General features: G+C 56.3%; 18 protein-coding genes and 1 pseudogene. 10 read left to right on the forward strand and 9 right to left on the reverse strand.

Annotated features, from left to right (window positions below):
- Positions 1-32: 32 nt before the first annotated feature.
- Complete coding sequence (locus tag AC3IX1_RS11580) at positions 33-4,895, reverse strand: HAMP domain-containing protein (protein WP_489388281.1); 4,863 nt, start codon at positions 4,893-4,895, stop codon at positions 33-35.
- A gap of 297 nt (positions 4,896-5,192) precedes the next feature.
- Here AC3IX1_RS11580 and AC3IX1_RS11585 point away from each other — a divergent pair, with 297 nt between their 5' ends.
- Together AC3IX1_RS11585 and AC3IX1_RS11590 are read left to right on the forward strand one after the other, a co-directional pair.
- The gene (locus AC3IX1_RS11585; protein WP_489388282.1) at positions 5,193-5,834 is read left to right on the forward strand and encodes a response regulator; all 642 of its coding nucleotides are present in this window, start codon (positions 5,193-5,195) and stop codon (positions 5,832-5,834) included.
- Positions 5,835-6,137: 303 nt separating this feature from the next.
- Complete coding sequence (locus AC3IX1_RS11590) at positions 6,138-6,437, forward strand: hypothetical protein (RefSeq protein ID WP_489388283.1); 300 nt, start codon at positions 6,138-6,140, stop codon at positions 6,435-6,437.
- Between the two features lie 66 nt (positions 6,438-6,503).
- On the opposite strand, the gene AC3IX1_RS11595 is transcribed toward AC3IX1_RS11590, so the two are convergent.
- Both AC3IX1_RS11595 and AC3IX1_RS11600 read right to left on the reverse strand, forming a co-directional pair.
- Complete coding sequence (locus AC3IX1_RS11595) at positions 6,504-7,157, reverse strand: hypothetical protein (protein WP_489388284.1); 654 nt, start codon at positions 7,155-7,157, stop codon at positions 6,504-6,506.
- A 278-nt stretch (positions 7,158-7,435) separates the two neighbouring features.
- Positions 7,436-7,714 carry a DUF2790 domain-containing protein gene (locus AC3IX1_RS11600; protein WP_008001371.1) on the reverse strand — a complete coding sequence of 93 codons (279 nt, stop codon included), beginning with the start codon at positions 7,712-7,714 and terminating at the stop codon, positions 7,436-7,438.
- Between the two features lie 369 nt (positions 7,715-8,083).
- Between AC3IX1_RS11600 and AC3IX1_RS11605 the strand changes: the two genes are divergently transcribed.
- Positions 8,084-9,058 carry a quinone oxidoreductase family protein gene (locus AC3IX1_RS11605; RefSeq protein ID WP_489388285.1) on the forward strand — a complete coding sequence of 325 codons (975 nt, stop codon included), beginning with the start codon at positions 8,084-8,086 and terminating at the stop codon, positions 9,056-9,058.
- Complete coding sequence (locus AC3IX1_RS11610; protein ID WP_489388286.1) at positions 9,055-9,981, forward strand: LysR family transcriptional regulator; 927 nt, start codon at positions 9,055-9,057, stop codon at positions 9,979-9,981. Before AC3IX1_RS11605 ends, AC3IX1_RS11610 begins: the two co-directional genes overlap by 4 nt.
- A gap of 904 nt (positions 9,982-10,885) precedes the next feature.
- Here AC3IX1_RS11610 and AC3IX1_RS11615 read toward each other — a convergent pair.
- The gene (locus tag AC3IX1_RS11615) at positions 10,886-11,224 is read right to left on the reverse strand and encodes a hypothetical protein (RefSeq protein WP_489388287.1); all 339 of its coding nucleotides are present in this window, start codon (positions 11,222-11,224) and stop codon (positions 10,886-10,888) included.
- A gap of 316 nt (positions 11,225-11,540) precedes the next feature.
- Here AC3IX1_RS11615 and AC3IX1_RS11620 point away from each other — a divergent pair, with 316 nt between their 5' ends.
- From AC3IX1_RS11620 to AC3IX1_RS11640, 5 genes are read left to right on the forward strand one after another with little or no spacing between them, the layout of a single operon-like run.
- Positions 11,541-13,013 (forward strand): c-type cytochrome, encoded by a 1,473-nt coding sequence (locus tag AC3IX1_RS11620; protein ID WP_489388288.1) that lies wholly within the window; start codon positions 11,541-11,543, stop codon positions 13,011-13,013.
- A gap of 49 nt (positions 13,014-13,062) precedes the next feature.
- On the forward strand, positions 13,063-14,835 hold the full coding sequence (gene ctaD, locus AC3IX1_RS11625) for a cytochrome c oxidase subunit I (protein WP_489388721.1): 1,773 nt from the start codon (positions 13,063-13,065) through the stop codon (positions 14,833-14,835).
- Entirely contained in the window at positions 14,832-15,524 is a 693-nt protein-coding gene (locus tag AC3IX1_RS11630) for a cytochrome c oxidase subunit 3 (protein WP_489388289.1), read from the forward strand. The genes ctaD and AC3IX1_RS11630 overlap by 4 nt, the downstream gene beginning before the upstream one ends.
- Before the next feature lie 6 nt (positions 15,525-15,530).
- Positions 15,531-16,262: a heme-copper oxidase subunit III family protein gene (locus tag AC3IX1_RS11635; protein WP_489388290.1), complete on the forward strand. Its 732-nt coding sequence runs from the start codon at positions 15,531-15,533 to the stop codon at positions 16,260-16,262.
- Positions 16,263-16,275: 13 nt separating this feature from the next.
- Positions 16,276-16,593, forward strand: coding sequence for a cytochrome C oxidase subunit IV family protein (locus AC3IX1_RS11640; protein WP_489316126.1), 318 nt, complete (start codon positions 16,276-16,278; stop codon positions 16,591-16,593).
- A 32-nt stretch (positions 16,594-16,625) separates the two neighbouring features.
- On the opposite strand, the gene AC3IX1_RS11645 is transcribed toward AC3IX1_RS11640, so the two are convergent.
- The gene (locus tag AC3IX1_RS11645; protein WP_489388291.1) at positions 16,626-17,186 is read right to left on the reverse strand and encodes a magnesium transporter; all 561 of its coding nucleotides are present in this window, start codon (positions 17,184-17,186) and stop codon (positions 16,626-16,628) included.
- Between the two features lie 133 nt (positions 17,187-17,319).
- On the reverse strand, positions 17,320-17,610 hold the full coding sequence (locus tag AC3IX1_RS11650) for a hypothetical protein (RefSeq protein ID WP_489388292.1): 291 nt from the start codon (positions 17,608-17,610) through the stop codon (positions 17,320-17,322).
- A gap of 973 nt (positions 17,611-18,583) precedes the next feature.
- Between AC3IX1_RS11650 and AC3IX1_RS11655 the strand changes: the two genes are divergently transcribed.
- The gene (locus AC3IX1_RS11655) at positions 18,584-21,094 is read left to right on the forward strand and encodes a putative bifunctional diguanylate cyclase/phosphodiesterase (protein ID WP_489388293.1); all 2,511 of its coding nucleotides are present in this window, start codon (positions 18,584-18,586) and stop codon (positions 21,092-21,094) included.
- 197 nt (positions 21,095-21,291) lie between these two features.
- Here AC3IX1_RS11655 and AC3IX1_RS11660 read toward each other — a convergent pair.
- The 3 genes and pseudogenes from AC3IX1_RS11660 to gfa form a co-directional block, all read right to left on the reverse strand.
- Positions 21,292-21,624 (reverse strand): annotated as a pseudogene (locus AC3IX1_RS11660) (isochorismatase family protein); the annotation flags it as partial.
- 309 nt (positions 21,625-21,933) lie between these two features.
- Positions 21,934-22,419, reverse strand: coding sequence for a DUF6130 family protein (locus AC3IX1_RS11665; RefSeq protein ID WP_489388722.1), 486 nt, complete (start codon positions 22,417-22,419; stop codon positions 21,934-21,936).
- 205 nt (positions 22,420-22,624) lie between these two features.
- Positions 22,625-23,203, reverse strand: a complete 579-nt coding sequence (gfa, locus tag AC3IX1_RS11670) for an S-(hydroxymethyl)glutathione synthase (protein WP_489388294.1) — start codon at positions 23,201-23,203, stop codon at positions 22,625-22,627.
- Positions 23,204-23,246 lie beyond the last annotated feature (43 nt).

Genomic DNA, 23,246 nt, shown 5'->3' on the forward strand with positions numbered 1-23,246 from the left:
TTTGCGCTAGCCGCAATGAGCGCGGTACAGCGTCATCGATAGAGCCATTTGCGCATCAGTGACAGCAGCTGGTCGGTATCCACCGGCTTGCTGACATAGTCCGAGGCTCCCGCCTCGATGCACTTTTCACGGTCACCCATCATCGCCTTGGCCGTCAGCGCAATCATGGGCAGGGCTTCAAATCTCTTGAATGTACGGATCTGGCGCATGGTTTCAAAGCCATCCATCTCGGGCATCATGATGTCCATCAGCACGATGTCGGTATCGGGCTGCTGCTGCAACAGCTCTATGGCGGTTCGGCCGTTTTCGGCCGTGGCCACCAGCATTTTGTTGCACTCAAGCACACTGGTCAGTGCAAAAATATTGCGCACGTCATCGTCGACCACCAGGGCCTTTTTACCCTCGAGACTGTCCGAACCCTCATAGAGTTTTTCCAGCATCCTGCGCTGGGTCTGCGGCAGCCTGGCTACGACACGGTGTAGAAACAGCGCGGTTTCGTCGAGTATCCGCTCGGGGGACTGAACGGCCTTGATGACGCCCTTGCCGAGCAGCGTCCTGAAACGCTCGTGTTCCGGCTTGGCAAGTGTCTCTGCACCATAGACGACGATCGGCAATTCACGCATGGCGTGGTCTTCCTGCAAGGCCTCGAGAAACCTGATGCCGGATGCGTCGGGCAGTTCGAGATTGATTGCCATGCAGTCGTAGCGTTTCTTTGCCAGTTTCTTCAAGGCTTGCGCGCCGCTGGCGGTCGTTTCGATCTTCACGTCGGTGTTGCCGAGCAGATCGAGGATGCGGGCGCGGCTCCCTTCGTTGCCGTCGATGAGCAGCAGATTCCTGGTCTTGCGCCGAGCGAATGCCACGATGCCGACCAGCGCATTTTCAATCTCGTCGGCTGTGACCGGCTTGAGCAGATGGTCGAAGGCGCCATAGCGCAGCCCGCGTGTGTGGTCGTCAGCGTTCGAGATGATCTGGACCGGGATGTGACGCGTGGCGAAATTGCGCTTCAACTGCTCGAGCAGCGACCAGCCATCGATGTCCGTCAGGCCCGGGTCCAGCGTGATCGCGGCGGGTTTGAAGCGCTTGACAAGCTCCAGTGCATCCGCGCCACGGGTCGTGACGATTGCCCTGAACCCCTTATGGTGCGCGGCCTCGAGCAGATTGCTGGCGAATCGGACGTCGCCCTCGAGCATCAGCAGCACCTGGTCCCCGGGTTGGACAGACTCGCGGTCGTCCGGTATCTGTGCAGACGGGCCTGGCATGAGGTCGCGCTTGACTTGGCCAGGTACTGCCTCAGTCGCTGATTCGTCTAGCGTCTGACGCTGGGCATCCTGTGTATGCAAGGGCACGTACAGCGCGAAAGTACTGCCCTTGCCGATCTCACCGGGAACCAGCCGCAGCTCACCGCCTAGCCGGTGCGCGAGTTCGCGGCTGATCGACAGGCCGAGGCCGGTGCCGCCGTATTTTCGTGAGGTTCCGGTATCTGCTTGCTGGAACGCCTCGAAGATGAGTTTCTGTTTGCCGGCAGATACGCCAATGCCGGTGTCGGTGACCACGAAGGCGACCACCGCATCGGCACGATTGAGTTCGCTGTTATCCACGCTCCACCCGGACACAGCGGGCTCGATGCTGATCTTGACGCTGCCTTGCTCAGTGAACTTGAAGGCGTTGGACAGCAGATTCTTGACCACCTGCAGCAGGCGCTTTTCGTCGGTCCAGATGACGGGGGGCAGGGTAGGGGCCAGTTCAATCGTGAAGTCGAGGCCTCGGTTTTCGGCGACCGGCCGGAAGGTGCGTTCGATCTGGTCGTGCAGATCGGCGAACAGCGTTTCATTCAGATCCAGTGTGACCGTACCCGACTCGATCTTCGACAGATAGAGAATCTCGTCGATCAGCTCCAGCAGGTCTTTGCCCGCGCTACGGATGGTCTTGGCATATTCGACCTGCCTGGGCGTGAGATTGTGTTCCGCGTTGTCGCTGAGCTGCCGGGCCAGGATCAGCAAGCTGTTCAATGGCGTTCTGAGCTCATGGGACATACTGGAGAGGAATTCGGACTTGTACTTCGAGGTCAGCATCAGCTGCTCCGCCTTCTCCTCCAGCGACAGCTTGGTGATTTCGACTTCGCGGTTCTTGCGCTCGACTTCGGCTTTCTGCTCCGCCAGCAGTCCAGCCTTGTCCCCCAGTTCCTCGTTGGTCTGCCTCAATTCTTCTTGTTGCCTTTGCAGTTCGTGCGCCAGCGATTGCGACTGCTTGAGCAGTTCTTCGGTACGCATATTGGCTTCGATCGTGTTGAGCACGATACCAATCGATTCAGCAAGCTGATCAAGGAAGGTTTGATGAATGATGCTGTAGCGCGTGAACGAAGCCATTTCGACGACGGCCTTGACCTTGTTCTCGAACAGGATCGGCAACACGATGATATTCAGCGGCGCGGCGGCACCCAGCCCCGATGAAATCGCGACGTAATTTGCGGGTACATCGGCCAGCAGGATGCGCCGCTTTTCGTAGGCGCATTGCCCGACCAGGCCCTCGCCGAGCCGCCACTCATCGTTCACATTGATGTTGCCCTTGTACGCATAAGCGGACAGCAGTTTGAGCTTCGCAGGATCGGGCGGGCTCTCGTTCATCATGTAGAACACGCCGTGTTGGGCGTTGATCAGCGGAGCCAGTTCAGACAGCACCATCTTGGAGACTGCCGCCAGATCGCGCTGGCCCTGCAGCAGACGGTTGAATTTCGCGAGATTGCTCTTGAGCCAATCCTGCTCCGCGTTTTGCCGCGTGGTTTCGCGCAGGTTGCGGATCATCTCGTTGACGTTGTCCTTCAATTCCGCCACTTCACCCTTTGCTTCCACCTCCACGTAACGAGTCAGGTCGCCCTTGGTCACGGCAGTCGCCACGTCGGCAATTGCGCGCACCTGATTGGTCAGGTTGGCCGCCAGACCGTTCACGTTGTCGGTCAGATCGCGCCAGGTGCCGGCAGCCCCCGGCACGTTGGCCTGGCCCCCCAGCTTGCCCTCGACACCCACTTCACGCGCCACCGACGTCACCTGATCGGAGAACAGCGCCAGCGTATCGGTCATACCGTTGATGGTGTCGGCCAGTTCGGCGATCTCGCCCTTGGCTTCCAGTGTCAGTTTCTTCTTCATGTCGCCGTTGGCGACTGCGGTCACCACTTTGGCGATGCCTCGCACCTGGCTGGTCAGGTTGGCCGCCATGAAGTTCACGTTTTCGGTCAAGTCCCTCCAGGTGCCGGACACGCCTTGCACCTGTGCCTGTCCCCCAAGCTTTCCTTCGGTGCCGACTTCGCGCGCCACCCGCGTCACTTCGGCGGCAAAGCTGTTGAGCTGGTCCACCATGGTGTTGATGGTGTTTTTCAGCTCCATGATTTCGCCCTTGGCTTCCACGGTAATCTTGCGCCCCAGGTCGCCTTTGGCCACCGCCGTCGTCACGTCGGCGATGTTGCGCACCTGATTGGTCAGGTTGGCCGCCATGCTGTTGACCGAGTCGGTCAAGTCTTTCCAGGTTCCACCGACACCCGTCACCCTGGCCTGGCCACCGAGCTTGCCGTCAGTCCCCACTTCGCGAGCCATGCGCGTCACTTCGTCGGCAAAGGTCGAGAGCTGGTCCACCATGGTGTTGATGGTTTCCTTGAGTTGGAGAATTTCACCTTTCGCTTCGGCTGTGATCTTGCGTGACAGGTCGCCGTTGGCCACCGCCGTCGTCACGTCGGCAATGTTGCGCACCTGGGTGGTCAGGTTGGCCGCCATGCCGTTGACCGAATTGGTCAAGTCCTTCCAGGTACCGGACACGCCGGTCACTTCGGCCTGTCCGCCCAGTTTGCCTTCGGTGCCGACTTCCAGCGCGACGCGGGTCACCTCCGAGGCGAAGCTGGAGAGCTGGTCGACCATCGTGTTGATCGTGTTTTTCAGTTCGAGAATCTCGCCTTTGGCTTCAACGGTGATTTTCTTGCCGAGGTCGCCGCGCGCCACCGCCGTCGTCACCTGTGCGAGGTTGCGCACCTGGGTGGTCAGGTTGGCCGCCATGCCGTTGACCGACTCGGTCAGGTCGCGCCACGTCCCTGATACGCCACGCACTTCCGCCTGACCGCCCAACTTGCCTTCGGTACCGACTTCCAGCGCCACGCGGGTCACCTCCGCAGCGAAACTCGAGAGCTGGCCGACCATCGTGTTGATGGTGTTTTTCAGCTCGAGAATCTCACCCCTGACTTCGACGGTAATCGTCTTGCCCAGATCGCCTTTGGCCACCGCGGTCGTCACGTAAGCGATGTTGCGCATCTGGGTGGTCAGATTGGCGGCCATATCGTTGACGGAGTCGGTCAGGTCTTTCCAGGTGCCGGACACCCCTTTGACATTGGCCTGCCCACCGAGAATCCCTTCAGTGCCGACTTCGCGCGCCACGCGGGTGACCTCGGAGGCGAAGGAGCCCAGTCGAGTCACCATGGTGTTCACGATCCTGGCGGATTTGAGGAACTGACCCCGCAGTCTCAGACCGTCGAGTACCGGTGGTACCTGCTGGCTCAGATTACCCTCGGCAACCGACCCGATAACGCGAATCATCTCGCTCATCGGGCTGATGAGGTCGCTGGTGAGCGCATTGCTCGAGTTGACGATCTTTTGCCATGAGCCTTTCATCATCGGCAATTCGATACGCTCATCGACCTTGCCCTGCTTGCCGATCAGTCGCGCCACGCGTTCGAATTCAGTGGCGGTGTCGGCCGCCATGTCGATGATCTCGTTGAGCGTGTCGGCGATCTTGCCCGGCATGCCGGTCCAGTCTTCCGGCATACGCGTAGTGAAGTCACCATTGCGCAACGCCTTCAGCGCTGCCAGCAACGTCTTCATGTCGAAAACTTCGATCGGTGTCGTCACTGTGGCCATGTCTATGTCCAGTCAGGATGGATGCCACGCGCAAGGCGTCATGCAGGAGCCGGCATTGCAGTATTGACCATGCTGAAAGCCGAGCGTTGGCTTACGAAATATTAGCAAGGTTGGCGCAATGCCCCGGATCCTGGGGAAATTGCCCGGGAACAGGCCGTTCCAATCGGCTGCAGCCGCAGTATGGAGAGGTGAGCGCTAACGCCTGAGGCAAAGGTGCAAGCGCGCTATCGGCCTGCTAAGGTCAAACCCTGCAGCAGATTCCATGGCTTGCTGGCCATTGCCGAATGGAAAATACAAATGATTGACCACAAAATCAGAGTCTTGCTGGTGGATGATCACAGCATCGTGCGCAGCGGCGTGCGACGCATGCTGGAGACTGCCGGCGAGATCGACGTTACGGGTGAGGCCGAGACGGCACAGGACGCAATGCTCCTGGTCCGGGAGCAGGATTTCGACGTGGCGCTGGTCGATATTCAGCTTCCCGACAAGTCCGGCCTCGAACTCCTCAAGCTCATGCGTGCGCACAAGCCCAAGCTCGCCGTTCTGATGTTGAGCATGCATTCGGTCGAGGCCTATGCGTTACGCGCAATCAAGCAAGGCGCGGCGGGCTACCTTACCAAGGATATTTCCGCAGCCACTCTGGTTGCAGCGGTTCGCAAGGTGGCCTCAGGCGGCAAGCACGTCAGTCCTGAGCTGGCAGAAAAACTGGTCAACGCTATCGGCAGGGGCGATGCGGCACCCCACGAAGCGCTATCTGACCGGGAGCTTGAAGTACTCAAGCTCCTCGCTTCAGGCGAGAGGATTGTCCGCATCGCTCAGATACTGCACTTGAGCCCGAGTACCGTCACGACGTACCGGGCACGTATCCTGGAAAAAACCGGGATGGACAGCAACGCGAAACTGGCCCGCTATGCCCTCGAAAACGGCCTGTTGACTTAGAGCACCCTGCCATCCGACGCAATTGAATCGTCCTGATCCAGCCTGCGTGTAGTGGAATCACTACAAACGCCTGGCCAATAACTCCACAAAGAAGTCCTGCTAACGTCGATAGCGGGGGGCGTTCCAATCAAGCATAGTTACCCCTCGGTGAAATCATGCAGGTCACCCACACAAAACCATTGATTGCACTGATGCCAGCCAGAGATTCAGGCGCTTTGCTCCTTCAGGATAGGCATGAGAGCAAGTTGAGCGCGGAGTACACGCTGCATTCCTGTTGAATCAAGGTTCTAACTGGAGGACGTCATGATGATAGGTTATTGGTTATGCGCATTGCTGTGGGGTGTGGTGCTGCTGGAGGAGATCCAGCTCATGCCCCTCCAGGAATGGAAAGACGAGGGTCTGAAAAAGGTTCTGCTGTTGCGCCGGACCAGAACCCGGACTGGCTACTTCATTGCGTTGATCGCAGGCGCCATGTGCCTTTATAGCGAAATCCTGGTGGCGCCGGTCGATCAGAGCATTCTCAGTCCGGAGCTGATACTTGCCGTATGTGGTGTGCTCTGGGGAGTTTATCTTTCCGTAGTCTGTATGAAGGGCAAGCGATAGACGCCAGTCTCCATGACTACTTGGGGACTACTTGGGGATAGCTGAACTTCCTTGTTCAAGCTGACTTCACCATCCAGCCAGGGCGGCGTTTCCTGTAGTCCTGGTGCCGTGGCCCATACGCGCTTCGGTGTCTCGGTCTTTTGCCCAGGCGGTGAGCAGTACCATCGCCCCGAAACCGCCGACGATGAGAACCGGATAGGCTGCCAGCAACTCCAGCAGCGAGTACTTCCAGGCCAGCGGACGACCGACACCGAGCATGGCGGCATAGAACCACGACACGCCAGAGAGGGCACCGGAGAACAGCGCCAGCATGCGCAGGCTGAAGGACAGTTTGAGTAACGAACCGGCTTTTTTCAACGCCGGCAATACAGCGCTATGCAACAGGAAGCCGTTAAAGGTCAACAGCACAACGATGCCGATCTTGGCTTGCAGTTTGGGATTGAGGAAATACTCCATCCCCTTGCCGGCATAATCGATCCCGACAATACCAATGCCGGTAATCCAAAGGGCTATCAGTGCAAGTACGACGGTTTTTTGAAGGCTTTCCATGTGCGCGTCATCTTGGTGACCTGACGCATCCCCCTTCAGGAGTTGCTTGACCATTGCAATGTCACTGGTCAAGACCAGCCCGATTGCAACGCAGCAGGCGATAAGATGGAAATATACAACGCCCAAACGCACATATTCCACGGTGGACGAAGAGAACATACTTAGTTCCATGGTTACCTCTTGGCTTCAATAGTGAATCAATTTGGCTCTCGGCACGGCTTGATTGGAATTTACCGTTGCTGACTGCCATTCAGATCCAGCCATTGTTATCAATTAATCTTGCGACATTACGCCATCAAGATAATGGTGAGTTTCGCGAATGAACTTTCAGTCATTCGATCATGTCCATTTTCAGGTAACAAAAAACATCATCCGCACTGAGTGCATATGAAGTTTAACTTCCGCTTCTGGGGAGGGCGGCGAGGCCCGGAATCCGATCGACTGGTTGATCAGGCAATGCTGGTTGGGTCGGCGGGGCTGCCACCCCATTCGAGGAAACGGATCTTGTGGACTTCGCCCTCGCTGTCTTCGTAGACCAGGGTCACCGGAACCACGCCGGTCTTGTCGGATGTATCGGTGCGCTGCAATACCCGCTTCACATCGATTTCCATACCGTAGTGGTATTCGACGGCTGAGACATGCGCGCCGGGTTCTTGCAGGCTGTTCTGGTCGAAGACACTGGGTGCGAGACTGGAAATCACCGCACTGACAATTGTGGCCATGCTCATAAGGCTGTACCTCTTCTGAAGTTCGCTTGACAAGGACCTAATGTGACACGCGATGAAAGTGAAGTTCACTTTACCGTGACGAACGCGCCTGTCTGAAAAGCCTGTAGTGCCTGCAAACTCCCGGCAATTCCCCGCGCTTGACGCCTCTCGACCATTCGTCCTTTAACCCCCGTATTTATTGGTCAAAGTCCATTTTTTAGGGAGGTCATGACATGTCATGACGGATTTTCACGCAGGTGAATCAGTGATTACATTGCTGCAATAGTTGCATTAATGTCCTGCAATCAACCCGTCTTGTTCATCAGCAGATCAGCTCTCACACTGAGGCCACTTATTTGATGACGGCTTCTGACGGAAGGAGAAGTGACCATGGTATCTGCGATCCGGTTTAACCAGTTCGGCACCCCTGACGTGCTGAACCTGGAGACACTGAGCGAACAAACGCCAGGCCAGGGCGAGGTCTGGCTTGAGCAAGAGGCTGTAGGTGTGAACTTTCTCGACGTTACCCAGCGTAGGGGAGCGGTGCCCGTTCCTTTGCCATCCGGGCTTGGGCTGGAAGGCGCTGGGCGTGTCGCCGCGGTGGGGGCGGGTGTCAGCAACGTGCGAGCAGGGGATCGCGTGGCCTATGCAACCGGCCCCTTGGGTTCCTATGCTTCGGCCCGGCTTTATCCGGCAGAGCGGCTGGTCAAAATTCCGGATTCGCTGTCATTTGACGATGCAGCAGCCGTCATGTTCAAGGGCATCACGGCGCAGTACCTGTTGAAAGCCACCTATCCCGTAGGCCCCGGCACAACCATTCTGCTCTACGGTGTGGCTGGAGGGCTGGGGGAAATCATGGTGCCGTGGGCGAAGCACTTGGGTGCCACCGTGATCGGCGTGGTTTCAAAGCAGGCCAGTGTCGAGAAAGCTCATGCGTCGGGATGCGATGAAGTCCTGGTGTTCGATGCTGACAGCCTGGCTTGCGAGGTGACTCGTATCACACAGGGTAAAAAGGTAGACGTCGTCTATGACCCGATAGGGCGTGTTTCTTTCCAAGCATCCCTGGATAGCTTGCGACCACGAGGGCTGATGGTATCGTTTGGCGCTTCATCAGGTGCACCGTCAGCCGTGGAGCTGTCGACACTCAATGCCAAAGGCTCGCTGTTCCTCACACGTCCTTCGTTGGCAGCCCATACGGCGAGCGCCTGCGAGTACCAGGAACGAGCGCAGGATGTATTGGCTGCCATCGGTGCGGGTATTCTCAAACCTTCGGTCCGGGCAAGCTACTCTCTGGCTGACGCAGCATTGGCGCATGCGGACCTGGAGTCGGGGCGTTCATCGGGGGCGATCATTCTAAAACCATGAATCTTGATGTTCTGAACAATCAGCACAGTGACGAAATCGCTGCGTTTCTGGCCGTGGCCTCGCAAGGCTCATTTGTCGGTGCCGGCCGGCTATTGCAGCGACACCCGACAGTCGTCTCGAAACGACTCGCCGCAATGGAGAAGCGCCTTGGCGTTCGGCTCGTGGAGCGCTCCACCCGCCAGGTTCGAATTACTGAAACAGGTGCCAGGCTGGAGCAGCGCCTTCGCTCAGCCATCGAATTGATGAATGAAGCGCAGCAGCAAGCGTCCGAGGGCGCCAGCGAAATTCGCGGTACTTTGCGCCTTGCATTGCCGGCAGCCATGGGCAGGCGTTGGCTTGGCCCGATGCTGCCGGAGTTTCTCAAGGCTCATCCGCATGTCTCGATCCTTGCAGACTACAGCGAGCGTCTGGTCGACATCATCGATGAAGGTTTTGACGCGGCGATCCGGATCGGAGAGTTGGAAGACAGCCGGTTGATCGCCAAAAAACTGAGTGACCATCGCCGGATACTCTGTGCCTCGCCTGCTTACATCAGACAACACGGCATGCCCGAAACGCCACAGGATCTGATCCGGCACAATTGCCTTCGCTTCAGCGGCCTTGCGTCTTTTCCCCAGTGGAGACTCCATCGCGGCAATGAACTGCAGACGGTTTCCCCCAAAGGAAACCTGACGGCCAATGACAGCGAATCATTACTTGCAGCGGCCCGCGCCGATGCGGGAATACTGGGGGCAGGTGACTGGTTGATGAGCCGTGATATTGCTGCCGGGAGGCTGTTGCATGTCCTTCCTGACTGGCAATTGGATACCGCTGGTGGGGTCTATCTGGTCAGGCCATCGGCCAGGTTTCCGGGCGCCGTGGTCGTCGCGTTCAAACATTGGATTGAGTCAAAGTTCATCCCCGCGCCTCCATGGGCCATCTGACTGGCTGACCTTCGGTTCCCATTTGACCGACACAAGGCTGCCGGTCATTTGTGTTTATAAAATCAGGTGGTGATTCACTTTATCCATTGGATCAAAGCCAATACAGGATAGCTGCGGACCACAACCAGCCGATGCAGAGGGTGATGGCAAGATAGATCGCCACAATCATCAGAGGCTGATTCCACATGACACACCTCCCAAAATCGCTTTCTTTACATGGGTGCCTGGTAAAACGGGTGCTCGTCATATGAGCAATAACTCGTCAGAACACTCCAAGGGTGAACTCCATCGCCAGTACAGCGGACAACGCCAGCGCCATCACCAACGCGATAAACATCAGGCCCAACTCAGCGAGCTGCTTATAAAGGGCCATCGGCCGTTTCGTGATTCGCGCAATTGATCTATTAGTGGAAGACATCACCCATCCTCCCTTTTTCGTGGAACACGCACCACAGGCTTGACCTGGGCAACAAGGCGATGGAACTGCATGGTGATGTCGCTCGTTTCATTTTTCACCCCTCGCGTCATGCCGAATCCGGCGAGCCCCGCCGTCTCCATGATGTCCGGGACGACAGCTGTTGCGGGTATCAGGGGTGGTGCAACTAATGAGCCATTTCAATTGGGCGAAGAAAAAACTCAAATGAATTAACAAGCTGTTTGCGAGGGCTTCAAGCGAGAGAAAGGGGGAGGGGGGAATATTCCTCAAATTTGGTGGCAAACGCCTGGTTGGGTGGGTGTAGTCCCCCATTTATGGAGAGAGTAGCGGCCCTGTTTCACCGATCGCTTCTGTCTGTAGTTTCAACCGGTCGAAGCAACACACTGAATTCTGTCTAAAAGACCAGTGAGTTTTCGGCACCGCACACTATCCCGCGGAGAAACTCCGATGCCGGGAATCATGTAACCGCTACTCAAGCAGTTGATCAATCAACACCGCATTGGTGTAGATCAAGCTGCCGTCACTCGCTCGGTGTCCAACCAGATGGAACTGACCGCGTTCGTCGTGCAGATAGACGCGCATCTGGCAGTCGGACAAGGGGGCGTATCCCTCGGGCATGATCAAATCCATCGAGTCCATATCGACATCGACCATGGCTTCCCGCTCGTGGGTCTTCTGCAAGCGCTCTTCGGCCTCCTCCAGGCGGACATGGAGAGGTCCGTCGACATAGAAATGGACTTCCCCCATCGGGGTGGACTTCTGGGCGTTGCCGGTTTTGCACCAGCCTTCGATCGTCAGGGCACTCATGACGAAACCTCCCATGTGGATTGCTGGAATCTGTAGCTATCGTTCCTGCTCGATGCCATCACTCATGTTTGATGACTGCACAAGGGCAGGGTTCGATTTTTGGCGCCGCTTCTGGCCAATCTCTGCTGTTCGTCATCAGAAATTCAGTATAGCCGGTCGCCGGGCCTCGCCTGCCAACCTCACGGTACATCCGATGGGCTCTATACTTCCTACTGACTTTGCCGCCCGGACGGGTGGTATTTGCCTGCCCTGCTTGGACGTCAGCGGCGATGCTTTTTGCATACCCAATGAACAACAGGAATAGGATGAAGAGGAAATGGCAATAGCAATTGTCCTGATACTAATCGTTATTGCATCAGTGCTATTTCACATACTGGCGCCTTGGCATGCGACGCCGGCAGCTTCCAACTGGGGTTCCATAGACACCACCCTGTTCATCACCCTGATCATCAGCGGCATATTTTTCATTGCCATCACGGTATTCATGGCGGTAGCGGTGATGCGGTATCGTCACAAGGAGGGTGCCAGGGCGGCCTACCAGCCAGAAAACAAAAAGCTGGAACTGTGGTTGATTATCGTTACCTCGGTAGGTATTGCCGGGATGTTGGCGCCAGGCCTGGTTGTCTACAACGATTTCGTCCGGGTGCCGAAAGAGGCTTACGAACTTGAAGTGGTCGCCCAGCAATGGCAGTGGGCCTTTCGTTTTCCCGGCCAGGACGGGAAGTTGGGCAAGTCGGATATCAGGTTTGTCGATTCCGCCAATCCCCTCGGTGTTGATCCCAAGGATCCCGCAGGGCAGGACGATGTGCTTGTAATGAACAATGAAGTTCGCCTTCCGCTCGACCGGCCGGTGAAAGTCTTGCTGCGCGCTAAAGATGTCCTGCACGATTTCTATGTACCGCAAATTCGCAGCAAGATGGATATGGTGCCAGGGATGGTGTCGTACTTTTGGTTTACGCCGACTAAAACCGGAAAATACGAAGTCCTTTGCGCTGAGTTTTGTGGCGTAGGTCATTACAACATGCGCGGCCATATGATCGTGGAAGAGCAGGGCGTCTTCGATCAATGGCTCAAAGGCCAGCCGACTTTTGCGCAGACATTGACGACAACTGCCAAACCCGGTCGAGATAGCGTGCTGGAAAAAGGCCGCCAGTTGGTCGAACAACTCGGCTGCAAGGCCTGCCATAGCCAGGATGGCGGTGCCAGTCTCGGCCCGGGATGGAAGGGGCTGTACGGCCGCACTGAACAACTTGCCGATGGCACCAGTGTGCAGGTCGACGAGGCCTACCTGAAAGAGTCGATTCTCGATCCGAAGGCCCGATTGGTACAGGGCTACCCGCCGGTCATGGTGGCCTATACTCTCAAGGACGATGAACTGGGTGCCGTCATCGCCCTGATCAAATCACTGGGTGCTGCGGGGCAAGACGATGAACCTTCGACGGGCGAAGCGTCGAGCCCGGGTGAAGACCTGGTGGCGCAGGGACAGCGACTGGCCGGGTCGCTCGGCTGTCTGGCCTGCCACAGTGTCGATGGCAACAAGGGCGTCGGCCCCAGCTGGCAGGGCCTGTATGGCAAGACGCAAACCCTTGCCGACGATACGAGCGTAAAGGTCGATGAGGGCTATATCAAAGATTCGATTCTTAACCCCAGCGCCAAAATCGTCAAAGGCTATGCAGCCGTCATGCCGGCCTTGGCTCCGAGTGACGAGGAGCTCAATGCACTGATCGCTTTTATCAAATCCAAAGCCAATGCTGACGCTGATGCGACCAAGGCGGAGCCAGGGAAGTAGCCGTAAAGCAGCCAGGAATACACTGAAACTTCGGCAGGAGGATGACGTGATGGCCTATGCGGAGCAAGCCGAAACAGAAGCACTGCACGAGCCCAAAAGTTTCCTGACCAGATACATCTGGAGTCAGGACCACAAGGTCATAGCCATTCAGTATTCGTTGACGGCCATCTTCGTGGGGCTTATCGCTCTGGTGTTGTCCGGCTTGATGCGCATGCAGATAGGCTTCCCCGGCAGTTTGGCGTTCATGGACGCCAGTGCTTACTATCAGGCGATGACCATGCACGGCATGATCATGGTCATTTACTTGCTCACGGCCTTGTTTCTGGGGGGCTTCGGCAACTATCTGATCCCGCTGATGGTGGGCGCCCGCGACATGGTCTTCCCCTACGTCAACATGCTCAGCTACTGGTTTTACCTGGTGGCGGTACTGGTGTTGCTCAGCAGTTTTTTTGTCCCTGGCGGCCCCACAGGTTCCGGCTGGACGCTCTATCCGCCACAGTCCATTACCCAGGGGACACCGGGGGTTGAGTGGGGCATTGTCCTGATGCTGGTCTCACTGGCGATTTTTATTGTCGCGGCCACCATGGGCGGGTTGAACTACGTCACCACGGTGTTGCAGGCGCGCACGCACGGCATGACCTTGTTTCGCATGCCGCTCTCGGTATGGGGCATCTTCATGGCCTCGATCATGGCCTTGCTGGCCTTCCCGGCGTTGTTTGTCAGTGCGGTCATGATGCTGTTCGACAAGCTGTTGGGCACCAGCTTCTTCATGCCGGCGATGATCTCGCTGGGGCAGCAGCTCGATCACCAGGGTGGCAGCCCGATACTGTTCCAGCACCTGTTCTGGTTCTTCGGTCACCCGGAGGTCTATATCGTTGCTCTCCCGGCGTTTGGCCTGGTCTCCGACTTGATCAGTACCCATGCGCGTAAAAACATCTTCGGTTACCGAATGATGGTGTGGGCCATTATTGCGATTGGCGTACTGAGTTTTGTGGTCTGGGCGCACCATATGTATGTCAGTGGAATGAACCCGTACTTTGGCTTTTTCTTCGCCGTCACCACGTTGATCATCGCGGTGCCAACCGCGCTGAAAGTCTATAACTGGGTACTGACCCTGTGGCGCGGCGACATCCACCTGACCGTGCCGATGCTGTTTGCCCTGGCCTTTATCGTCACCTTCCTGGTCGGCGGTCTGACCGGGTTGTTTCTCGGCAATGTGATCGTGGATATCCCGCTCTCGGACACCTATTTCGTCGTGGCCCATTTTCATATGGTCATGGGGGTCGCCCCGGTCCTGGTGGTGTTCGGCGGCATTTATCACTGGTTCCCGAAAGTCACCGGGCGCATGTGGAACGACACCCTGGGCAAGCTGCATTTCTGGATTACCTTTCTGGGCACCTACGCCATCTTCTTCCCGATGCACTACCTGGGTTTCCAGGGCATGCCACGTCGCTACTACGCCTATGAAAACTACGCGTTCATCCCGCAGTCCGCGCAAGACTTGAATGCCTTCATTACGGTGATCGCATTGATTGTCGGCGTTTCCCAGTTGCTGTTCCTGTTCAACCTGACCTGGAGTGCATTCAAGGGCAAACCGGCAGGCAGTAATCCCTGGGGCGCAGCCAGCCTGGAATGGCAAACACCGGACACCCCGCCGAAACACGGTAACTGGGGAGAGAAATTGCCGGTCGTGCATCGCTGGGCCTATGACTACAGCGTGCCGGGGATAGAGCAGGATTTCGTTCCGCAAACGGTTTCCGCCGAGGAGTTGGAGCAGATGCGGCAACTGAGTGCCGGAACCAAGGCGGACATCAAGACATGAACAGGCTGCTATTGAGAAACGCCGACGGCGCTGATCCCGGCGGCAGCTGGAGTCGCGACCCTGAGGGTATTCACGCTGCCGAGGATGCCGATAGAAGGCAAACCGCAAGGGTAGGCCTGCGCTTGTTTCTGGTGGTGGTGAGTTCGTTATTCTTCCTCTTCCTGATCGCCTTTATTGCCCGTTCACAGATGGCCGACTGGCTACCCCTGACAGAGCCTTTGGCACCGTTAGGCAATCTCCGGCCGCTCTGGTTGAATTCGGCTTTTCTGGTATTGAGTTGCATCGCACTGCAGTGCTCGCGTATGGCTGCCCGAAAGGCTCGGCTGGGCGCAACTGTCATTGGTTTTGCATCGGGGGGTGTCTTGGCCATTGCCTTTCTGGCGGGGCAACTCTGGCTCTGGCAGCAGTTTGTCGCCTGGGGCTACTTTGTCGCCAGCAATCCAGCCAACAGTTTCTTCTACCTGTTGACCGGCCTGCATGGGCTCCACTTGCTGGGCGGGCTGATCGCCTGGTGCTGGATCGTCGCTAAATTTCTGCGTCATGTGCCACTGGCACAACTCAGCGCCAGCGTAGAGCTCTGTGCCATCTATTGGCATTACTTGCTGGGCCTTTGGTTCGTGCTATTCGCGCTGCTGGCCAGCACGCCGCAAACCTATGAAGCCATCGCCAGATTCTGCGGCCTGAGGTGAACAGCCATGGCATTGCACCCACAAGCCCAAGCCCAAGCCCAAGCCCAAGCCGAGATCAGTTCATCCAATCCACCAGGTTCGCCGCCTGCACCGGGATGGCAGGGCATCGCCAGCGATTGGTCCTCGGATAAAGAGGCCTTCAAGCAGGTCCCTTGGGGCAAGGCGATGATGTGGATATTCCTGCTCAGCGACACGTTTATATTCACCTGTTTTCTAACCGGCTACATGTCGGTACGCATGACTATCACCAGCGCCTGGCCGAACCCCAGTGAAGTGTTCGCATTGACGATCGGCGGCAGGGAAATCCCGCTTATTCTGATCGCCATCATGACTTTTGTGCTGATCAGTAGCAGCGGCACCATGGCCATGGCCGTCAATTTCGCCTATCGGCGTAATCGCGCGAAAACCACGGCCCTGATGCTGGCGACCGCTGCCTTGGGGGTGACTTTCGTCGGCATGCAGGCATTTGAATGGAGCAAGCTCATCGCAGAAGGGGTGCGTCCCTGGGGGAACCCCATGGGAGCGGCGCAATTTGGCGCCAGCTTTTTCATGATTACCGGTTTTCACGGACTGCATGTGTCAATCGGTGCCCTCTACCTCAGCATTGTGGCGCTGAAAGTATGGCGCGGAGACTATGAGCGCTCCGGAAACTATCAGAACGTCGAGATAGCCGGGCTTTACTGGCACTTCGTGGATTTGGTGTGGGTATTTATTTTTGCATTCTTCTATTTATGGTAGAGGAGCACGGGTGATGGCACATGCTCAGGGTCAGCAACATCCAATCAGTTTGTACCTTAAAATCTGGGGGCTGTTATTCGTCCTCAGCACGCTGTCGTACCTTGTCGACTATTTCCACTTCCATGGCTACCTTCGCTGGTCCCTGATTATCACTTTCATGTTGTTGAAGGCAGGTTTGATTGTCTCCATCTTCATGCATATGGCATGGGAGCGCCTGGCATTGGTCTACGCCATATTGGTGCCACCTTTGTGTTTACTGGTGCTCATCGGGCTGATGGCCACCGAGGCAGACTATGTATTCCTCAGCCGGGTCATTTCCTTTGGCCAGTAAGCAGCTTTCGGATGGCCTGGAGTCTCCAGGCGCTAACCGGATATCACTCGCTTGAACTGATGCCATTTATGCTGCCAGGCCACTGTCCAGTGTGGGGCTGCCGCTCCCGTGCCGGCGACCTTCAGCTTTGGATGCTGTTTGATGACCTGGTCCAGTACCGATTCCTGATTCGGTTCAACATCCACGAAGAAGATATGTTTGCCTTCTTTTACTGCCTGCTTGAAATTGCGGAAGTGAGTGTTCGGCACCTGGAATCCAAAAAAACCGCCTTCCCAGATGCAGAAGCCCAATACAACAATGGCAAGGAAGATAAAGGGCATCCAGCCTGCGGCGGATTCGGTCCAGCCCATCCAATAGGCGCCACCCAGGACCAGCGCTGCGAGTGGCACGCCGATCACCGCACCAATCTCACCAGAGTGAACAGCATCCTGTTCCATTAGCGAACTGATCTCGTGGAGGTGATGTTCTTCTACATCAGCAACTTTTTCACTGAGCACATGAATCTGTTCGGAATTGATGCCGCCAGCTTCCAATTCATATTCAACGTTTTCAAGATCGTTGAGATTGTCACTGATGTAATAGTGTCGGTTCATGCCACACCTCCCGTCTCGGGTTTGCTGTAGACCTCCTCTGTCCGGCAGCAGTTGGTAGCTGTACTGTGGGGAACGTTGCACACCCCGTGCAATCTGGAAAAAGTATAGCACTCACCACCCTGCGGACCGGTCGCTAGCTGATCTGCACAATGACCGGACCTTCCGTCACGATTGGCGGGTTTGCGTGGATGTTCGATGCATTTTTCTGAATCCATTCACGCGCGACTTTCAGGCTCGCATCGCTGCCGGCCTTGTCCGTGCAAACAGTCACCGCTGTACCACCATCACCCGTATTCAACAGTGTGTAGTTGACGAGGCCAGGCACTGTCCGCAGGGTCGCTTCGACGTCGGCATTGCGCTTTTCCAACAGTTCGAAAAGCTCCTTTGCTCCAGTACCCAGGTAGGTTCTTATCACCGCATACATAGTCGTCTCCCTCGGGAGTGCCGCCTTGATGCCAATCCGGATCCGTTGATGGCCGCTATCACTCAAGGTTTCGGTTCGCCCTGATTTATTAAGCTTAGCCAAACGCCGGCGACAATCGTAATGCAACGACCGCCGGCTGCTTTTGGCCGAAAGCTGCCGACCATCAAGGGCTGCTACCGACCTGGAGCAGTCGGCGAACAGAATAATGGCAAATTAGTGGCTATGCTTGGTCTGCTGTCGAAACTCATCAGGCAGTCCGGCAGGCTGCGCGGAAATGACCCGCAACGTGCCCTATGTCACCCGACTATTCTGCGTGAAGCATCCAGTTCAGGGGCGCAAATCCGCAACGACACTCGGGAAGACATGGAGCAAACCCTGCACCTGCAGGCGCAGGGTTTGGACTAGATCTGTTGGGATCACTCAGGATCGAATCGACTTTCGCTACGGTGCGGCTGGGCACTGCGAAAACGGGGATATGCTCACCCCAGACATGCTGGCCAAGGTCTGCACGCTCGCCAGAGGCGCAGAACGAGGCTGAGGAAATTGAAAGGAACAGAACATTTGGCAAAAGTGATTGCCGACGTTCAGTTCTACAATGGAGAGCGAGGAGAATCGTTACCTGAAACGATGATGTCAAACACAACAAATGAAAATGATTTCGTTTTATCGCCGAAATGTTAAGAGACTGCTTTCGAGAGTAAAAAATTTCACCATGAAATCAGCATCGCCAAATGCATTGCTTAGTGTCGAATAGTTGGTTGGCGTGACACTTAAGACGTATAGCTTCGGTAGCTATTGCTTGTCTCGGTAGCTTCGCTCACGAAAACCAGCGTGAATCCAGAACAGAGAAAAAATTTGGCTAATGCTACGTGCGGTGTGTTCTCAGGTTCAGGTGTCGGCACAAAAGGTTAACTGGTTTCCGAGTACCGCTTCTATTGGTCAATTTAGAAGGATTATGTTTGGAGATTGTGAAATGGATTCTTTCAGGAAGAAAAGCGCCGCAAAGCAAGCCATACCCACCAGTTCAAATAAGCCGCGCTCGACCAAATGGCACCGCATGTACTTTTTTCTTGCGGGATTCGACGTGCTGGTTGTTGTGCTGAGCGTGCTATTGAATCACCTGATCGTCGATACCTATCACCGCTCCATCAAGGCAAACCAGTCGTGGGTCCAACAGCTGTCGAGCTATTCAACGCTGGGCAGCCTGGCTTCCACAGTCAATGCGCCGGGCAATAATGTGTTCGATACACATAATGTTGAAGCCGAATCGCGGAACATGAATGAAGCCTTGCGCGCCTTCAACGAGCATTTGGCAATGGCCAAAAAACAGTTGGAAGTACGGATCGCCAATGAGGCTGAACACAGTGCAGATATACAAGCCTTTACCCTTGCATTGAAGGATGAGGTGGGTGCAGTTGATGCCGCGATGGTCGAAATGGTGAACGAGGCCTTGCTGATCTTTTCCTACTTCAGGGAGGGGCAGTCGGATAATGCCGGCAAACGCATGGCAACGATGGACAGGAAGTTTGCCCTGTTGCTCGCCTCACTCAGTACCGTTCGGGATCGCGTTGGCCTGATTCAAAGCAAGCTCCTGGAGGAGGAGCTTGAGTCGGTCGAAGAACTGCGCCGGGTCGAATACGCGATCATGGTGTTCGTGCTACTGATGGTCAGTGCGGCCGTTATCTACGGGGGCAAGATCAGGCGCGAAATGGAGTCGCAAGCAGCCGAAAGGGAAGGTTATCTGGCAGTGCTGCGTGAAAGCGAGAAGCAGGCCCGCCAGCAAGCATCGCTGCTGGACAAGGCCCAGGACGCCATTGTCGTTCACGGGATGGATAACCGCATCCTGTACTGGAACAAAAGTGCCGAGCGTCTCTACGGTCTGTCAAAGGAAGAGGCACTCGGCAAATCGGCACAGGAGTTGATCTACCAGGGTAGCGCCGCTTTCAATGCGGCCACTAACAGCCTGATAGAAACGGGTGACTGGGCGGACGAAGTTACACTTCGACGCCGGGATGGCCGCACCATCACGCTCGAAAGTCATCGAACCCTGGTGCGAGACGATGATGGCCAGCCGCAATCCGTTCTGTCGATCAATACTGACATCACCCACCGTAAGACCGCTGAGCAAGAGGTCCAGCGTTTGGCCTTCTACGATCAGTTGACCGGGCTGGCCAACAGGCGGCTCATGTTGGACCGGTTACAGCATCTGCTGGCGGGCAGCTCCCGTAGCCTGCATACGAGCGGGATAATTCTCATTGACCTGGATAACTTCAAGGCACTGAACGACACGCTGGGGCATGACAGAGGCGACATGTTGCTGCAGCAAGTTGCTCTGCGCCTTTGCGGCTGCATACGCGAGGGCGACACCGTGGCTCGCCTGGGCGGAGACGAATTCGTCGTCCTGCTGGATGGCCTTAATGAGAATCCTCCAGAAGCAGCTATCCAGGCCAAGGCTATTGGCGAAAAGATTCTCAACTCTCTGAACATTTCCTACCAGTTGGATGGATATGAGCACCACAGCACCCCCAGCCTCGGCATTGCGCTGTTCCAGGGGCAGCTGAGCACAGTGGACGATCTTATGAAGCGCGCTGACCTGGCGATGTATCGCGCCAAGGCGGCGGGCCGCAATACCATGCGCTTCTTCGATCCGGAAATGCAGGCGGTTGCCACGGCACGCGCCAGACTGGAAGTAGACTTGCGCCAAGGCTTGCAGGACAACGAATTCCTTCTTCATTACCAGCCGCAGGTGAATAGTGAGGGCCGTATCATTGGCGCAGAGGCACTGATGAGATGGCAGAATCCTGAGCGCGGAGTCGTGTTTCCAGGCGAGTTCATTCCATTGGCAGAGGAAACGGGGTTGATTCTGCCGTTAGGCCGTTGGGCGCTGCAGGCAGCCTGCACTCAGCTGGTTGCCTGGGCAAAGCATTCGGAAACCGCCCGACTGGGTATGGCTGTGAATGTCAGCGCCCGCCAGTTTCACCATCCGGACTTCGTCGAGGAGGTACTGCAAGTACTGAGATACACGGGGGCCGATCCGAAGAAATTGAAACTGGAACTGACCGAAGGCCTGCTGATAGAGGATATGGAAGGTACTGTCGCCAAAATGATCGAGTTGAAAGAGATCGGCATAGGCCTTTCGCTGGATGATTTCGGAACCGGCTACTCGTCACTGTCATACCTGAAGAGCCTTCCGCTGGATCAACTCAAGATCGACCGGTCCTTCATCAGAGATGTGCTGGTTGATCCCAACGACGCCGCCATCGCCTGCGCGATTGTGAGCCTGAGCCAGATATTGGGGCTTTCGGTGATTGCAGAAGGTGTGGAGACAGAAGCTCAGCGCACCTTTCTGGTCAAGCATGGCTGCCAGACCTACCAGGGCTTCCTGTTTTCCCCGCCACTGCCAGCGGAACAATTTGAGGAGTATGTTCACGAAAGATTAATGGCGAGCACTGATTTCCCACGGACCAAGACTAAATCGCCATAACTTCGCAGGTGCCTGGGAACGTCCGCTTTCGGCTGTGGATTCAACCCAATGCGGACGATGAGAGGTCGACTCAAATGTGGCTCGCACCCGCAACTGCCGGAGGTAGCCTCGAACAGCTAGTAGGAGCGAGCCTTCTTGCCCACCTGAGGATTTGCAGAACCACACATCATGGTTCTGCAAATCGCTCACAGGTGTATTTAGCCTTGAAGTGCCGTCATCAGGACTTGTACCAACTGACCACCTTCGGGCGTAGCCCAGCTTCCTGCGAGCTCCGCGATCAACTGATTGGTAGTGGTCAGCGTCACACCGCCCTTTTCCATCCGGCGCAGGGCGATATCATCCGCCATTACGCTAGGGGAACCGCCGCCATCAGCAACCACCTGTACTTCATAACCATCGCGCACCAGGCTCAGCGCCGGATAGACCGTGCAGACGTCATTGGTGACCCCGGCGATGATCAGTTTCTTGCGCCCCGTAGCCTTGACCGCTGAGGCGAAGTTCTCATCGTCCATGGCGTTGACGATAAACAACATCTCAGGCTATGAGCTCGTAAGGGGCTGTCTTCTAATACAATGGGAATCAAACGTTTGTTAGGTACCAGATCATTTTTGATCCTTGTGCCTCCTTGTCGTTTTTTCTCGGCGCATTCAAATGATTGTTCTGGCCGAAAGCGGCCCTTGGTCAATGTCCGTTAGTGGCCGATTGTTACCTGTCGCAAATGGCGGAAAACCCAGAACTGACGGTCATGAAAGGCAGAAATCGGCTGAGCAGTCAGTCAGATGTGTTTTCGAAATCAGGGGCTACTCACACTGCCGCAGTTAGCTATGAACACTCAACAGTTATGGTTTTACTGCGTGAGCCTCGTCAATGTGGGGAGCGTCCGCTGGTTTCTTCTGCGGAACCATAAAACTCACTGTCGTACTGGTGAGAATTTTGTGAGTCGGGTCGGCCACTTCAAGAAGAACCTTGTGCGTGCCGGGCGTCAGTCCGACCAGGATAATCGGGTCTTCGCTGGTGTGCGCCCATGTACCTTTCCAGTCGTCGACGGTCACGTGGAGGTGACCGAGACGTGGTGATACATCAACAGCCGCTTTGCCAAATACCGGCATGATCCTGGCGTGCTCTGTTCGGTACTGGATAATGACAACACCGCGGGCGAGTGGCTCGGCAAGCGGCGGGTAGGCAATGAGTTTTGGCGCAGTCTCGGATTCCAGTGGAAGTATTGCCGGTGGGGAATCGGTGTCCGCTACCCCTTGTCCGCACACGGCAGTGCCAAAGAGGACACCCAAAGCCAGGGCCAACAGATTTTCGGGAGCGAGGGACATGGTGTTTTTCTCCCGCGTGATTTCATTCAAGTCTGGATCAATCCGGGTATTTCCCAGTGTGGTACAAAACTGGTACGAGCGGAATTGAAAGCTGGCGTAACCCGTTGTCTTGATGCCCACAGCCCCCAGTTAATTATGTGGGGCGCACAACATCAAAGGTGCATCGGAGCCGCGGTCCGGGAAGGAAACCGCGGCGACCGATCAATCAGGCGGCGGGGAGCAGGCCTTTCTGTTTGGCGACATGAGTCGCCAGTGCGTCCATCAAGTCCGGGGACAGGCAGTCATAGGGTTCCAGGCCGATCGAGCGCAAGCGCTCGCGGATAGCCTTCATTTGCGCTGGCGGTGTGCCGGTTTCGATGATGGAGGACACGAACGCCGCGAATCCCGGCGCAGCCCATCCGCTCTGTGGTGAAAGCTCGGTGTGGACGAAGTCCAGGCCATAAAACGCATGGTCCTTGTTCTCGATGCGCCCAAAGAGATGGGCGTGACACTGCTTGCAGGCGTGGCGCTGGATGGTCGCGGATTCGTCGACAATCGCCAGTTTTTCGCCGTGGGCAATGACGCTGACCTTATCTCGAGGCACCACGGCGATGACGGCGAATGTCGCGTTTTGTGGTTTCCAGCATTTGCTGCAACCGCATGCGTGGTTATGCAGAGTTTGTGCGTCGATCTTGACCTCGACCTTGTCGGTCGCACACAGGCATTGCAGGGTGCCACCTGCGAAATTCGCGGCGGCGGGTTGGATACCATTGTCCAGTGCTGGGTGAAGTTGCAAGGTGCTCATGCTGGCGTCTCCGTTTCAGGGGGTCAGACAAAAGTGCCTGGGG

The organism is Pseudomonas sp. KH_046_2, from assembly GCF_057838985.1.

Coding starts and splice junctions, on each gene's coding strand:
- AC3IX1_RS11650 (WP_489388292.1), bottom strand. CDS start 17,610: ATGTATGCGGTGATAAGAACCTACCTGGGTACTGGAGCAAAGGAGCTT.
- AC3IX1_RS11595 (WP_489388284.1), bottom strand. CDS start 7,157: ATGGAACTAAGTATGTTCTCTTCGTCCACCGTGGAATATGTGCGTTTG.
- AC3IX1_RS11590 (WP_489388283.1), top strand. CDS start 6,138: ATGATGATAGGTTATTGGTTATGCGCATTGCTGTGGGGTGTGGTGCTG.
- AC3IX1_RS11665 (WP_489388722.1), bottom strand. CDS start 22,419: ATGTCCCTCGCTCCCGAAAATCTGTTGGCCCTGGCTTTGGGTGTCCTC.
- AC3IX1_RS11640 (WP_489316126.1), top strand. CDS start 16,276: ATGGCACATGCTCAGGGTCAGCAACATCCAATCAGTTTGTACCTTAAA.
- AC3IX1_RS11655 (WP_489388293.1), top strand. CDS start 18,584: ATGGATTCTTTCAGGAAGAAAAGCGCCGCAAAGCAAGCCATACCCACC.
- AC3IX1_RS11600 (WP_008001371.1), bottom strand. CDS start 7,714: ATGAGCATGGCCACAATTGTCAGTGCGGTGATTTCCAGTCTCGCACCC.
- AC3IX1_RS11645 (WP_489388291.1), bottom strand. CDS start 17,186: ATGAACCGACACTATTACATCAGTGACAATCTCAACGATCTTGAAAAC.
- gfa (WP_489388294.1), bottom strand. CDS start 23,203: ATGAGCACCTTGCAACTTCACCCAGCACTGGACAATGGTATCCAACCC.
- AC3IX1_RS11585 (WP_489388282.1), top strand. CDS start 5,193: ATGATTGACCACAAAATCAGAGTCTTGCTGGTGGATGATCACAGCATC.
- AC3IX1_RS11605 (WP_489388285.1), top strand. CDS start 8,084: ATGGTATCTGCGATCCGGTTTAACCAGTTCGGCACCCCTGACGTGCTG.
- AC3IX1_RS11635 (WP_489388290.1), top strand. CDS start 15,531: ATGGCATTGCACCCACAAGCCCAAGCCCAAGCCCAAGCCCAAGCCGAG.
- AC3IX1_RS11615 (WP_489388287.1), bottom strand. CDS start 11,224: ATGAGTGCCCTGACGATCGAAGGCTGGTGCAAAACCGGCAACGCCCAG.
- AC3IX1_RS11580 (WP_489388281.1), bottom strand. CDS start 4,895: ATGGCCACAGTGACGACACCGATCGAAGTTTTCGACATGAAGACGTTG.
- ctaD (WP_489388721.1), top strand. CDS start 13,063: ATGGCCTATGCGGAGCAAGCCGAAACAGAAGCACTGCACGAGCCCAAA.
- AC3IX1_RS11620 (WP_489388288.1), top strand. CDS start 11,541: ATGGCAATAGCAATTGTCCTGATACTAATCGTTATTGCATCAGTGCTA.
- AC3IX1_RS11610 (WP_489388286.1), top strand. CDS start 9,055: ATGAATCTTGATGTTCTGAACAATCAGCACAGTGACGAAATCGCTGCG.
- AC3IX1_RS11630 (WP_489388289.1), top strand. CDS start 14,832: ATGAACAGGCTGCTATTGAGAAACGCCGACGGCGCTGATCCCGGCGGC.